11 protein-coding genes are annotated in these 13,083 nt (G+C 68.6%); all 11 read right to left on the reverse strand.

The features are described 5' to 3' along the window. Positions 1 to 64: 64 nt before the first annotated feature. Entirely contained in the window at positions 65 to 1,075 is a 1,011-nt protein-coding gene (gene hypE, locus VM221_12755) for a hydrogenase expression/formation protein HypE (GenBank protein ID HUT75690.1), read from the reverse strand. After that, positions 1,072 to 2,196, reverse strand: coding sequence for a hydrogenase formation protein HypD (gene hypD, locus VM221_12760; protein ID HUT75691.1), 1,125 nt, complete (start codon positions 2,194 to 2,196; stop codon positions 1,072 to 1,074). Before hypD ends, hypE begins: the two co-directional genes overlap by 4 nt. Further along, positions 2,180 to 2,428 (reverse strand): HypC/HybG/HupF family hydrogenase formation chaperone, encoded by a 249-nt coding sequence (locus tag VM221_12765; GenBank protein ID HUT75692.1) that lies wholly within the window; start codon positions 2,426 to 2,428, stop codon positions 2,180 to 2,182. The genes hypD and VM221_12765 overlap by 17 nt, the downstream gene beginning before the upstream one ends. A 53-nt stretch (positions 2,429 to 2,481) precedes the next feature. Beyond that, on the reverse strand, positions 2,482 to 4,779 hold the full coding sequence (gene hypF, locus VM221_12770; protein HUT75693.1) for a carbamoyltransferase HypF: 2,298 nt from the start codon (positions 4,777 to 4,779) through the stop codon (positions 2,482 to 2,484). Between the two features lie 194 nt (positions 4,780 to 4,973). Beyond that, on the reverse strand, positions 4,974 to 5,513 hold the full coding sequence (locus tag VM221_12775; protein HUT75694.1) for an NADH-quinone oxidoreductase subunit B family protein: 540 nt from the start codon (positions 5,511 to 5,513) through the stop codon (positions 4,974 to 4,976). A 99-nt stretch (positions 5,514 to 5,612) separates the two neighbouring features. Further along, on the reverse strand, positions 5,613 to 7,148 hold the full coding sequence (locus VM221_12780) for a proton-conducting transporter membrane subunit (protein ID HUT75695.1): 1,536 nt from the start codon (positions 7,146 to 7,148) through the stop codon (positions 5,613 to 5,615). Positions 7,149 to 7,260: 112 nt separating this feature from the next. After that, entirely contained in the window at positions 7,261 to 7,923 is a 663-nt protein-coding gene (locus VM221_12785; protein HUT75696.1) for an NADH-quinone oxidoreductase subunit K, read from the reverse strand. Positions 7,924 to 7,956: 33 nt separating this feature from the next. Further along, positions 7,957 to 8,424 carry a 4Fe-4S dicluster domain-containing protein gene (locus VM221_12790; protein ID HUT75697.1) on the reverse strand — a complete coding sequence of 156 codons (468 nt, stop codon included), beginning with the start codon at positions 8,422 to 8,424 and terminating at the stop codon, positions 7,957 to 7,959. A gap of 10 nt (positions 8,425 to 8,434) precedes the next feature. Continuing rightward, the gene (locus VM221_12795; GenBank protein ID HUT75698.1) at positions 8,435 to 9,340 is read right to left on the reverse strand and encodes an NADH-quinone oxidoreductase subunit H; all 906 of its coding nucleotides are present in this window, start codon (positions 9,338 to 9,340) and stop codon (positions 8,435 to 8,437) included. Then, positions 9,341 to 11,038, reverse strand: a complete 1,698-nt coding sequence (locus VM221_12800) for an NADH-quinone oxidoreductase subunit C (GenBank protein HUT75699.1) — start codon at positions 11,036 to 11,038, stop codon at positions 9,341 to 9,343. Between the two features lie 74 nt (positions 11,039 to 11,112). Beyond that, on the reverse strand, positions 11,113 to 13,083 hold a 1,971-nt coding region (locus VM221_12805), incomplete at its 5' end, for a proton-conducting transporter membrane subunit (protein HUT75700.1).

Consider the following 13,083-nt stretch of genomic DNA (forward strand, 5'->3'; position numbering starts at 1 on the left):
TCATGCGGAGGCCGTCTCTCTCCTCTCCTTCCAGGTCCGCGCGATGCTCTCCCGCTTGCGCGTGTCAGCAGATGCGCGGCATGGGTTCGCCCACCGGCAGGTCAATGATGCGCGTCGGGCCGACTGCCGTCTTGAGCTGCACCCGTCCCGCCGGGCCCTCGAGCACGCGCCCGATCACCGTCGCCCCGGCCCCGTAGGGCGCCTCCCGCATCGCCGCCAGCGCGCGCTCCGCCTCCGGCGCGGGCAGGATCACCAGCATCTTCCCTTCGTTTGCCACCTGCAGCGCATCGAGGCCCAGCAGCTCGCACGCCGTCCGCACCGCCGGCGCCACCGGCAGGCGCTCCTCGTCCAGCTCGATGCACACCTGCGACTGCTCCGCGATCTCGTTGAGCGCCGCCGCGACCCCGCCGCGCGTGGGGTCGCGCAGGCAGTGCAGGTCGCAGCCCACCTCAACCAGCGCCCCCACCAGGCGGTTGAGCGGCGCGCAGTCGCTGCCGAGGTCGAGCTCCAGGTCTATGCCCTCGCGCGCGCACATGATCGCCATGCCGTGCTCGCCGAGACCGCCGTTGATGAGAATAACGTCTCCGGGACGGGCGGCAGACGCCGAGACCTCGACGTTGGGCGGCACCACGCCGAGGCCGGTGGTGGTGATGAAGATGCGGTCCGCCGCGCCCCTGGGCACGACCTTGGTATCGCCGGTGATGACCGATACGCCGGCTTCATCCGCCACCGCCCGCAGCGACGCCACCACCCGCCGCAGCAGCGACTGCTCCACCCCCTCCTCGAGGATGAAGGCGGCAGCCAGCGCCGCCGGCCCTGCGCCTGACGCCGCCAGATCGTTGATCGTGCCGCAGGCCGCCAGCTTGCCGATGTCGCCGCCGGGGAAGATGATCGGGGTCACGACGAAGCTGTCGGTAGTCAATGCCAGGCGCTGACCGGCGACCTGGATCACCCCGCTGTCCTCGCGCCGGCGCAGGATCGGGTTGTCCAAGCCCGCCACGAAGACGTGCTCGATCAGCTCGGCCATGAGCTGGCCGCCCGCGCCGTGGCTGAGGAGGATGACGTCGTCATTCATGTCGGACTCCCGCTGCGGCGGTAGCGGTAGTGTGCGGCGCACGCGCCCTCGCTCGACACCATGCACGCGCCGACGGGACTGCGCGGCGTGCACTGCCCCCCGAACAGTGCGCACTCCGCGGGCAGGATCACGCCCCGCAGCACCTCCCCGCAGCGGCACCCGGCGGGCTCGACCGCCGGCGCGGGGGTGACCTGGAACCGCTGGCGCGCATCGAACTCGGCGTACGCGGCGCTGAACGCCAGCCCGCTCCGCGGCACCTCCCCCAGCCCCCGCCACCGCGCATCCGCCACCGCGAACACCTCCTCCACCACCGCCCGCGCTCGCGGGTTGCCCGCGGGCGCCACTACGCGCCCGTATTCGATCTCGACCGCGGCGCGCCCCTCCGCGATCTGCACCAGCAACATGCGCACCGCCGCCAGCACGTCCACCGGCTCGAACCCCGCGATCACGCACGGCACCCCATGCTCGCGCGCCACGAACTCGTAGGGGCGGCTGCCGATGATGACGCTGACGTGACCGGGGCAGATGAAGCCATTCACCGCCGCACCTGCCCCCGGCGCAGCCGCAGCATCGGGCGCCTCCACCAGCGCCCGCAGCGCGGGTGGAATCAGCTTGTGCGCGCAGTACACGCGGTAGTTCGTCAGCTCCTTGGCGCGCGCCTCCAGCACCGACATGGCGACCGCCGGGGCGGTGGTCTCGAAGCCGACGCCAAAGAAGATGACCTGCCGCTCGGGGTTGCGCCGCGCCAGTTCCACCGCGTCGGCGGGCGAATAGACGACGCGCACGTCCGCGCCCTGCGCGCGCTCCCGCTCCAGGGTCGAACGGCTCCCCGGCACGCGCATCATATCGCCGAAGGTGGCGGCCACCACCCCCGGCAGCCGTGCCGCCTCCAAGAACCAGTCCAGGTCCCCCTGCGCGGTCACACACACCGGGCACCCCGGCCCCGCCACCAGTTCGGCGCGCGCCGCCACCAGCTCGCGCAGGCCGTAGCGGGCGATCGCCATGGTGTGGGTGCCGCAGACCTCCATCAGCCGCGCCCGCGGCGCCGGGATGCGGTTGATGGCCGCGGCCAGCGCGGTCACCGCCCGCGGGTCGCGGAACTCGTCAACGTGCCTCATCATCGGCCCCCGGGGGAGCGGCGGGTTCCGCCAGATTCCGCACCAGTTCCAGGGTGCGCAGCGCCTCTTCTTCGTCCACGCGCGCGATGGCGTAGCCGGCGTGAACGAGGACGTAATCGCCCGTCTTGACCTCGTCGAGCAGCCCGACGTTGACCGCCCGTCGCGCCCCCTCCTGTTCCGCAATGGCGCGGCCGCCCTCCATCGAGACCACCTTCATCGGGATGGCCAGGCACATAGTCCGCGTCTCACCTTTCTGCAGAAATGGGGACAGGCACCATAATCCGGAGATTATGGAGCCAATCCCCCAGCCGCGACTGATATCGCGGCGGCAATCACCGCCTGCCCCAAGGCGAGGCCGCCGTCGTTAGGCGGCACCTGGCGGTGCAGCAGCGGCTCCAGGCCGCGCCGCGGCAGATCCTTCGCCAGCAGCTCCAGCAAGTAGGCGTTTTGGAACACGCCGCCGCCCAGGGCCACTTGCGTCAACCCGGTGTCACGGGCCATGCGCTCGCACACGTCGCCGATCAATGCGGCGATGGTGTAATGGAACCGCGCCGCGATCTCGGCCCGCTCCACACCGGCGCGCAGATCGTCCACCACGCCGCGGATGATCGGCGCCGGGTCAATCTGCCAGGGGCGGACAGAGGTGTCCAGCCGTAGGGGCAAGGCATGCCTTGCCCCTACACTCTGCCACGCTGCCATTTCGAGTTCGACCGCCGGTTGCCCGGTGTAGGTCGCTTCGGCGCAAATGCCAAGCAGGGCCGAGACGGCGTCGAACAACCGCCCCATGCTCGAGGTGGGCGGCGAGTTGAATCCGCGCGCAGCTTGCGCCATCACCGCCGTCACTTCGCGCGGCTCGAGGTCCGGCATCAGCGACCGGGCGACCAGCTCCGCGTCATCGGGGTAAGCTCGCATGAGGTATGCCAGCGCCATGCGCGCGGGCCGTCTCACCGCCGCCGCGCCGCCGGGCATGGGCACGTAGGCAAGATGAGCCCAACGGTCGAAACCGGTCAGCCGCGCCAGCAAGAACTCGCCGCCCCAGACCGCCCCGTCGGGGCCATAGCCGGCGCCGTCGAGACAGGCCGCGAGCACCGGGCCCTGCACTGCGGCATCGGCCATGACCGATACCGCATGGGCGTGGTGGTGCTGCACGCCGACGAGGCGGCAGTCGCGGCGGCGGCGCGCGTACTTGGTGGACAGATACTCCGGGTGCAGGTCGTGGGCGATGATCTCCGGGCGCCAGCGAAAGAGCGCGCCCAGATGCTCGATCCCCCGCTCGAAGTAATCCAGCGTCTCGACGTTGTCGAGGTCGCCGATATGCTGGCTGACGACGGCACGGTCGCCGACGATCATGCAGAAGGTGTTGCGTTCCTCCCCGCCGACCGCCAACACCGGCGGTGCCACCTGCGGCAAAGCGAGGGCCCGCGGCACATACCCGCGGGAGCGGCGCACGAGCATCGGCCGGCCGGCCACCACTCGCGCCACCGAGTCGTCACACGGCAGGTGGATGTCGCGGTCGTGGGTCAGAAAGCTGTCGGCGATGCCCCCGAGCTTGGCGCGGGCTTCGTCGTTGCGGTGGCAGATGGGCTCCTCCGCGAGGTTGCCGCTAGTCATGACCAGGGCCGGCGGGGCGGTCTCGAAGAGCAGCGCGTGCAGCGGGGTATAGGGCAGCATGACCCCCAGGTAGCGGTTGTGGGGTGCGACCTCGCGCGCGATGCCATTCTGCGGGCGCTCCCACAAGAGGACGATCGGGCGCTGCGGGGATTGCAGCAGTGCCCGCTCCTGGTCGCTGATCGAGCACAGCCGGCCGGCCTCCGCCAGGTCGCGTACCATCAGGGCGAACGGCTTGTCGCTGCGCCCTTTGCGCCGGCGCAAGGCGCGCACGGCGTCCGCATTGCGCGCGTCACATGCCAGATGGAATCCGCCCAGCCCCTTGACCGCGACAATGCGCCCGGCGGCGAGCAGTTCCCCCGCGCGCAGCACCGGCGCGGCGGGGTCGCCGCCCGCGGCCGGCCGGTCGTCGAGGGCGACGCGCGGGCCGCAGCGCGGGCAGGCGTTGGGCTGGGCGTGGAAGCGGCGATCGGCAGGGTCGTCGTACTCCGCCTGGCAGGCCGGGCACATGCGGAACGCCGCCATGGTGGTGTGGGGGCGATCGTAGGGGATGCCGCGGATGATGGTGAACCGCGGGCCGCAGTTGGTGCAGTTGGTGAAGGGATAGTGGAAGCGCCGGTCGCCGGCCTCGCGCACCTCGCGCCCACAGTCCGCGCAGGTGGCGATGTCGGCGGGAATGACCGGCTCGGGGGGCTGCTCGCCGGCGCTGGCGAGGATGGTGAATTCGCGTTCCCCGGTCGGCGCGAGCGGGTGCACGGTGATGGCGGAGATGTCGGCCGCCGGCGGGGCCTGCGCGCGCAGCGAGCGCACGAACTCCTCCACTCGCCCGTTCTCCCCTTCGACCTCGATGATTACTCCCTCGGAGCTGTTGCGCACCCACCCGCCGAGGTCGAGCGAGCGCGCGAGCTGGTACACGAAGGGGCGGAAACCCACCCCCTGCACGATGCCTTTAACCGTGGCCTTGGTTCTGGCTCTCAAGTAAGCGGCTGCCTTGCGCGCTGATGCGGGCGCTGCCAGATTGTCCCTCCGCATTCCATTATGGAGCTAAACGACAAGGAAGACAAGGCGAAGGGCCGCCATGGGTGGGCAGTACGCCGGAAGATGGCGCAGGGGCACAGCATGCTGTGCCCCTGCGCCATCTTCGCTTCTCGACCCCCGGACGCCGAGAGGCGTCATCCCTTTGGGCGCGCGGGGCCCCCCGCACAGGCCTCCAGGCGCTCGCGGGCGTTGCGGAATGCCTCCTCGAGCTCGGGGGGCACGTCCTGGGCCAGGTCCTGAAATTCCACCTTGGGCGGGGCGAGGCCGAGGGCGACCGCGACTCCGTAGAGGATGGCCTCCGGCCGCGGCGGACACCCCGGCACGTAGAAATCCACCGGCAGCACCTTATCCACACCGCCGATGATGTTGTAGCTGTCATACCAGATGCCGCCGCCGACCGAGCAGGAGCCGAAGGCGAAAACGAGCTTCGGATTCGGCACCGCCTCGTAGAGGCGCCGCAGCGCGGGCAGCACCTGGCGCGTTACCGGCCCCGAGACGAGCAAGACGTCGGCATGGCGCGGCGAGCCCACGAGCTTGATGCCGAAGCGCTCGGCGTCGTAGTAGGGGGTGAGGACGTTGATGATCTCGATGTCACAGCCGTTGCAGGCGCCGGTGTTGGTGTGATACACCCACAGCGACTTGGGCAGCACCTTCGCCGACAGCGATTTGAGAATGCTCACTTGTGTTAACCTCTCTCGGGGCGGGAGGCAAGCTCCTGCCCTACGGTCGCCCCGACAGTGCTTCGCAGGGGCGCAGGGCCGTGCGCCCCTGCCTCATTTCCCCAGGGCGATCAGCGTCTGCCCCGCCGGCAACAAGACACGGGCGGCGCGATCGAGCAGCGGGTACAAGAGCTGCGGATAGACGCCGAGCACCAGGCACAACAGCGCCAGCGCCACCATCGGCGCCCACACCGACGCCGGCACCTCCCGCACCTGGTCGAGGTGCAGGCGATCGGTCTGCGGCCGGCCCCAGAAAATCGCGTAGGCCGCGTGTACCAGCACCACCAGCGTCAGCACCCCGGTGCCGATGGCAATGCCCGCCGCCCACCACATGTGGGCGTCCGCCGCGGCGAGGTAGATGGTGATCTTGCTCATGAAGCCGTTGAACGGCGGCATGCCGCTGAGAGCCAGCGCGCCGACGAAGAAACAGGCCGAGGTGATGGGCATCTTGCGCCCCAGGCCGCCCAGGTCGTGGATGCTGCGGATGCCGGTGGCGTACATGATGGCGCCCGCGCTCAGGAACAGCAGCGCCTTGTAGATGGCGTGATTGACGAGGTGAAAGATGCCGCCGTAGAAGCCGAGATAGGTGCCGATGCCGAAGGCCATCAGGATATAGCCCATTTGGCTCACCGAGCTGTAGGCGAGCAGGCGCTTGATGTCGGTCTGGACGATGGCCATGACGATGCCGAGCACCATGGTGAAGGCGCCGAGCCCGACGAGGAAGACAGTGATGGTCGGCCAGGTGGGATAGAAGATCGTGACGGTGCGGGCGAGGGCGTAGATCGCCATCTTGAGCATGACGCCGGAGAGCAGGGCGCTGACCGGGCTGGGGGCCTCGGCGTGGGCGTCGGGCAGCCAGGGATGGAAGGGGGCGATGCCCGCCTTGGTGCCGAAGCCGACGATGAGCAGCGCCGCGATGACGATGACCATGCTGCGGGGAAAGTCCGGCGCCACCTCGCGGATGCGGGTGATGAGCAGCGCGCCGGCGCCCGAGAGCCCGGGCTGGGAGGCCGCGGCCGCGTACATCAGCACCGACCCGAAGAGGGCGAAGGTGATGCCCACCGTCAATAACATCAGGTACTTGTAGCCCGCCTCCAGCCCGCGCCGGTCCCAGTAGAAGGCAACCAGCAGGCCGGAGGCGATGGTGGTCGCCTCCACCGCGACGTAGAGCATGATGATGTTATTGGTCACCACCCCCCACAGCATGGTGGCGATGAAGGCCAACAGCAGGCCGTAGAAGGTGTTGAGCCGCTGCTCGGTGATGTCGCGCCAGTGGATGGCGGTCTGGTGGCGCATGTAGCGAATGGAGTAGATGCACGCCAGCAGCCCCACCACGCTGATCACCAGCACCAGCGTCATGCTCAGGCCGTCCACCCGCAGCTCCTCGCCCCAGGTGGTAAGCACCGTTTTGCGGGCCAGCACCTGTTGCAGCATGAGGAAGGCGATGCCGGTGGTGGCGGCAGCGCCCAGTACCACCACCGTGTTGCGCCCGGCGATGCTCACTCGCCCCAGCAGGTAGCAGATGAGGCCGGCCGCCGCCGGCACCATCAGCAGCAGCGCGGGTAGTATTGACACTACCTGATTAGGCATGTACGCTTCCTCGTTTGCCGGTTGTAGGGGCGTGATTCATCACGCCCACTTGGACGGGGCGCAATGAATTGCGCCCCCACGCTTCCTTGGTGCCTTTGTGCCTTGGTGGTTCTCACCAGTGCAGCTCCGACAGCTTGTAAGTGTCGGTGGACCCGAACTTCTGGTAGATCCCGGAGATGATGTAGAGCAGCAGATAGACGGTGATGACGACCTCGGTGGCGATCCCCACCAGGGCGGTCTCGCGGATGCCGGGCGCCAGGCTGATCAGGCTCAGGTGCACCGCATTCTCCAGCAGGCACAAGCCGACCACGGTCTTAATGGCGTCGCGGCGGGACAAGATGGCGTAGAGGCCGATGACGAACACCGTCAGCGCGACCGCGAGATTGGTGCGAAAGACCTCGTGGGTGGCGACGGTGGTGGGCGCCAGGAAATCGGCGTGGGCGTGGGTGAGCTTGTAGAAGCTGACGAGGATGATGCTGGCGAGGATGACCGACGGGCCGAAGCCGATGATGGCGCGCACCTCGCGATCGGTGGTGCGTCGCACGTAGGACAGCAGCAGCCACGGCGTGATGATCGCCTTGGTGATCAACGCCACCCCCGCCCACCAGTAGAGCGTGGGGTTGCCGGCGGCGAAGGTGAGGATGAGCGCACAGATGAGCAGCGCTTGCACCAGGTAGGCGATGGCGGCTACCCGCAGGTTGCGCGCCTCCACCGCGCTCACCGAGGTGATGATCATGATGAGGCTCAGGGTGCCGATCAAGCTATCGTTGTACATGTGAGCTGATTCCTCTCGCGACCGACATCGGCTCTACCTGGCTTCCGCCTGCCGCTCCGGTTCCGGCTGCGGCTGGCGGAAGCCGGTGACCTGCATCTCGTCGAGCGCGGTGGGCGGGATATAGCAGCGCCCGCAGCGCTGGCAGGGACCCATGAAGATCTCGGCGCGAATGCGCAACTGGTGGCTGTCGTTGGTGGCGGTCTCGAACTCGCGCGTGAGGGTGATCGCCTGCTCCGGGCACACCTCCTCGCAGCGTCCGCAGTGGACGCAGCGCTCCAGCTCGAGCTCCAGCACGCGCTTCTCCGGCGACGGATCGGAGACGCGGATGAGACGCGTCGGACAGACCTCGGCGCAGCCGCCGCAGCCGATGCACCGGTTGACGTCTATCACCACCCGCCCGCGAAAGCCCTCCGGGCTCTCCATCGGCACCAGCGGATAGGGCAGCGTGACCTTCCCCGCGCGCAGGCAGATGAGCGCTTCCTTGAGCTTGCTCGTGAACATCGGCGCCTCCTCACTTCCCGATCATCGTAAACGGAATCGCCGCCAGCGCGAAGATGATGACGCGGGCGAAGTAGGTCATGGATTGGTCAATGCGCAGCCGGGGATTGACGACATCTATCAGCCCCACCAGCACCACCACTACGAACGCTTTGGCCAGGGTCGCGACGACGTTGAGCGCCGCCGCCCCCAGGTCCGGCCACGGCACGAACACCTGCACCAGCAGCACCGAGAACAGCAGCAGCCGCATGTGGAAGCACCACTTCATCAGCGCTAACCGCGGCCCGCTGAGCTCGATGAACGGCCCGCCCATGATCTCCTGATCAGCCTCGGCGATGTCGAAGGGCAGCTTGCCGGCCTGCGCCTGCAGCGCCAGGAAGAAGGCGGCGCCGGCGATGACGGTGGAGACGTAGGGGTGATGCGCGAGCTGCCAAGCGACCATGCCGTCGAAGCGCAGGGTGCCCGCCTTGAGCGCCGCCACCACCAACGCGACCGCCATCACCGGCTCGGTGGTGAGCATCATCATCATCTCCCGGCTGCCGCCGACCGCGGCGTAAGGGCTGCCCGAGGCGAAAGCGACCAGCATGACGCCCACCCCCGCCAGCGTCAGGATGTAGAGCAGAACGATGAGGTCGCTCGATCCCCCCAAGGGAACGCCGGCGCCCATGGGAATGAGCAGGGCGACCAGCAGCACCGCCGCCATCACCAGCACTGGGGCCGCGCGGAACATCAGGCTCCCCGTGGAACGCAGGTCCTCCTTGCCCAAAAGCTTCAGCAGGTCCAGGTAGGGCTGGATGATGGGCGGCCCCTGGCGCGAATGAATGCGCGCTTTGAGCTTGCGGATTACCCCCTCCAGCAAGGGTGACAGCAGCAGCACCACCAGCACCTGGACGATGCCCACTATCAGCGGGTAACCCATCTAGCTCCTCCGCTCGCTCTTCCCGCGCGACAGCGCCAGCAGCTCGTCGTTGCTGTACACCCGCGTCTGCGCGCGCTCGACGTCCACCACCTCCACCCGCTCGGTGCAGGAGAAGCAGGGGTCAATGCTCCCCAGGGTGATGGGGACGTCGGCGATCTCCTGATCCTGCACCATCGCCGGGATGCACTGCAGGTTGGGGTAGGTCGGCGCGCGCACGCGCCAGCGCTCGGGGCGGTTGTTGTCGCCGGTCAGCACGTAGTGGATGGCCTCGCCGCGCGGCGCCTCGACCATGCTGATGCCCTCGAGGCCGGCGGGAATCTCGTCCTCAATCGGCGTCACCAGCGGCCCCTCCGGCATCTCCGCCAGCCCCTTGCGAATCTGACGGATGGACTCGAAGGTCTCCTCCACCCGCACCAGGGTGCGCGCCAACACGTCGCCCTCGTCGTGGTAGCAGACCTTGGGCTCGAGCTCGGGATAGGCGGCGTAGGGATGATCCACGCGCGCGTCGCGCGGGTGCCCCGAGCCGCGCACCGTCGGCCCGACGGCACACATCGCCCGCGCGTGTTCATAGGTCAGGGGGCCGACGTCCTTCAGCCGCAGCATGAGGGTCGAGTCGCCGGGCAGGGCGTCGGCGACCGCCAGCGTTTCCTTCTCGATCTTGTCGAGCACGTCGAGGACCTTGGGGTGAAGCTCCTTGGGAATGTCGCGGCGCACGCCGCCGATGATGTTCATGCCGTAGGTCTTGCGGTTGCCGGCGATCTGCTCGCACAGCCACATGATGGGCTCGCGGATGCGCCAGCTCTGCATGAGCAGGGTGTCGAAGCCGATGATGTGGGTGGCGATGCCCAGCCACAGCAGGTGGGAATGGACGCGCTCGATCTCGAGCATTAGGCTGCGGATGTAGCGCGCGCGGGGCGGCGGCTCGATGCCGGCCGCCACTTCGACCGCCTGGCAGTAGCAACTGGAATGGATGAAGCCGCAGATGCCGCAGATGCGCTCGGCGATGAAGGGGATCTCGTTGTAGTTGAGGACCGTGTCGCCCAGCTTCTCGATGCCGCGGTGGTTGTAGAACCCGCGGTAGTCGCAGCCGACGACCCGCTCCCCGTCCACGAACAGGCGGAGCTGCGCGGGCTCCTCCAGCACCGGGAAGAACGGCCCGATGGGCAGCACGGTCGCCCCCGGCGGCGGCTCCTTCAATTGCACCCGCGCCCCCTCGTCGGCGGGCGGTTTGAGGTCGTACGCCACGTCCCTGCGCAGGGGGTGCACCCCCGCCGGCCAGTCGTCGGCCAATACCAGCCGCCGTGGGTCGGGGTGGCCCTCCGCCTCGACCCCAATCAGATCCTGGAACTCCCGCTCCGACCACCCCGCCCCCGGCACCACCGGCGTGATGGATTGAATCTTCGCGTCGTTGGGATCAACCTCAGCCACTAGGCACACGTAGCCGTGGTCTTCGTCCATGGCGAAGATGTGGTTGATCTCGTAACCGCGGTGGGCCTGGCGGCGGTCGGTGCCCGCCGTAATCAGGAAGCGCGCGCCCACCTGGTTGAATAGATAGTCCGCCATGGGCACGATCGCTTCCTTGTCGAGCCGCACGTACAGGGTGCGGTCCACCGGCTCGCGCGACTCTATGAACCCGCGGCCGGCGCGCTGCTTGATGCCGGCCAGCAGCCCGTTATTTGAGAAATACATCGTTCTCATATCCTCCTGCCCCGGGGCGAAGCCGCCCGAGGGCTGTAAGCCCTTTGTGGCGCAGGCTTCCAGCCTGCGAACGCCTAACCCCTCACCACCAGGAACAGCAGCGCCAGCACCACGATCACGCCAATCACCTGCCACAGCATGTATATCTGGGGAATGCCGACGTGGGTGCGGCTCAAGCGTTCCGCCAGCCGCCCGCCCCCGCGCACCAGTGGCGCGTACAGCCACGAATCGAGGTCGAAGACGCGCGGGACCCAGCCCGGCAGCGCAACCCGCGGCAGCCGCACCCGCGGGTAAATGCCCGCGAACGCACGGTTGAAGGGTGCGAACACCCCCTGCGCGCGGAAACGCACCAGCTCGTCCGCGTGCTCCTCGCCGCAGTACCAGGTGCCCACCACGCGCACCGGCGCCCCACCCAGTCGCATGATGCCATAGCTGACCACCATCAGGCCCGCCAGCAGGCCCAGCAGCAGCAATGGGTTCCACGCCGCCGCTGCCACCGTGCGGCCGGCGACCAGCTGCAGCGTCCAGTTCGAACCCGCCAGGATCTGCGCCGGCGCCGCCAGCTCCAGACCCGGCGCCTGCAGCATGCCGTAGATCGCGCGGGCGACCCACACCGGCGCCAGCCCCAGGGCGACGCAGACCGCCGCCAGCAGCACCTGCGCGGTCGTCATCGTCCACGGCAGGCCGCGGCCGCGGCCGCCGGCGATTGCGGCCGGCTTGCCCATGAAGGCGATGCCGACGAATTTCATCGCGTACGCCAGGCTCACCACGCTCACCATGAGGGCGATCAGACCCACCGCCAGGAACACCGGATAGTGCAGGCCGCCGACGATGGATGCGTGGTAGAGCATCCACTTGCTGACGAAGCCGTTGAGCGGCGGCAGGCCCGCCAGCGCCAGCGCGCCGACGCCCGCGGTCACGGCGGCGACGGGCATGACCGCAGCCAAACCGCCGACGCGGTTAAGGTCGCGGGTGCCGGTGACATAGACGATGCTGCCGGCGTTGAGGAAGAGCAGGGACTTGAAAGCGGCGTCGTTGACCAGATGGTAGAATGCCGCGAGCAGCGCGAGCGCCCCGAACAGCGGCCCCGGTGCGGGCAGGCGCAGAAACGCAAGCCCAACGCCCAAACCCATCAGGATGTAGCCCATCTGACCGATGCTGGAGAATGCAAGCAGGCGCTTGCAATCATTCTGCTGGACGGCGGCGATGCTGCCGATGACCGCGGAGGCAACGCCGAAGGCGGCGATCACCAGCCCCCAGGCGACGACCGCGTCGGCGCTCAGGGCCGGGAAGGCGTGCCACAGGAAGACGCGGGCAATCCCGTAAACTCCCATCTTGCTCATCACACCGGAAAACACGGCGGTAGCGCTGGAGGGCGCGGCCGGGTAGGCGTCGGGCAGCCAGTCGCCGAACGGGTACATGCCCGCCTTGGTGCCGAAGCCGATCAACCACATCGCCAGCACCAGGTGCAGCAGCCACGGTCGCGCCTGCGCCATGCCCGCCAGCGACACCTGCGCGGAGGCGAAACCGAATTGGTGCACGGGGCCCGCCTTCCAGGTGATGATCGCCGCCGCGAACATGAGCGCGCTCGCGGCGTGAGTCATCAGGAAGTACTTGAAGCCCGCGCGCAGGTTAACCGGGTTCTCGCGCTCGAACACCACCAGGAAGTAGCTGGCGAGCGTCATGAACTCCCAGAAGATGAGGAAGAAGAACCAGTCGGCGACGCAGACCACGCCGATCATCCCCGCGATGAACAGCAGCAGCGGGCCGTAGTAGCGGGCGAGGTTCTGCTCCGGGTACGACTCCATGTAGTCTATGGAGTAGAGGGTGGCGATCAGCGCCCCGACCACGATCAGGATCAGGAAGAGCGCGCTCAGGGCGTCAACGGTGAAGGTCAGCTCCGCCCCTAGACCGGGAACCGCGAAACCGGATAGGTAGCTGGCTTCGTGGCCGGTGATCAGGATCGGCAGCGCAACGGTCGCCGCCAGCGCGGCGGCGACCGCGACGAAACCGAGCGCCACCCAGCCTGCGCCGCGGCGATCGCG

The sequence above is a fragment of the Armatimonadota bacterium genome (assembly GCA_035527535.1).
Lineage (GTDB): Bacteria > Armatimonadota > Hebobacteria.

What these genes read in the sequence shown, in the direction of transcription:
- hypE (HUT75690.1), bottom strand. Translation starts at nt 1,075, where the DNA reads ATGAATGACGACGTCATCCTCCTCAGCCACGGCGCGGGCGGCCAGCTC.
- VM221_12765 (HUT75692.1), bottom strand. Translation starts at nt 2,428, where the DNA reads ATGTGCCTGGCCATCCCGATGAAGGTGGTCTCGATGGAGGGCGGCCGC.
- VM221_12790 (HUT75697.1), bottom strand. Translation starts at nt 8,424, where the DNA reads ATGTTCACGAGCAAGCTCAAGGAAGCGCTCATCTGCCTGCGCGCGGGG.
- VM221_12780 (HUT75695.1), bottom strand. Translation starts at nt 7,148, where the DNA reads ATGCCTAATCAGGTAGTGTCAATACTACCCGCGCTGCTGCTGATGGTG.
- hypD (HUT75691.1), bottom strand. Translation starts at nt 2,196, where the DNA reads ATGATGAGGCACGTTGACGAGTTCCGCGACCCGCGGGCGGTGACCGCG.
- VM221_12785 (HUT75696.1), bottom strand. Translation starts at nt 7,923, where the DNA reads ATGTACAACGATAGCTTGATCGGCACCCTGAGCCTCATCATGATCATC.
- VM221_12795 (HUT75698.1), bottom strand. Translation starts at nt 9,340, where the DNA reads ATGGGTTACCCGCTGATAGTGGGCATCGTCCAGGTGCTGGTGGTGCTG.
- VM221_12800 (HUT75699.1), bottom strand. Translation starts at nt 11,038, where the DNA reads ATGAGAACGATGTATTTCTCAAATAACGGGCTGCTGGCCGGCATCAAG.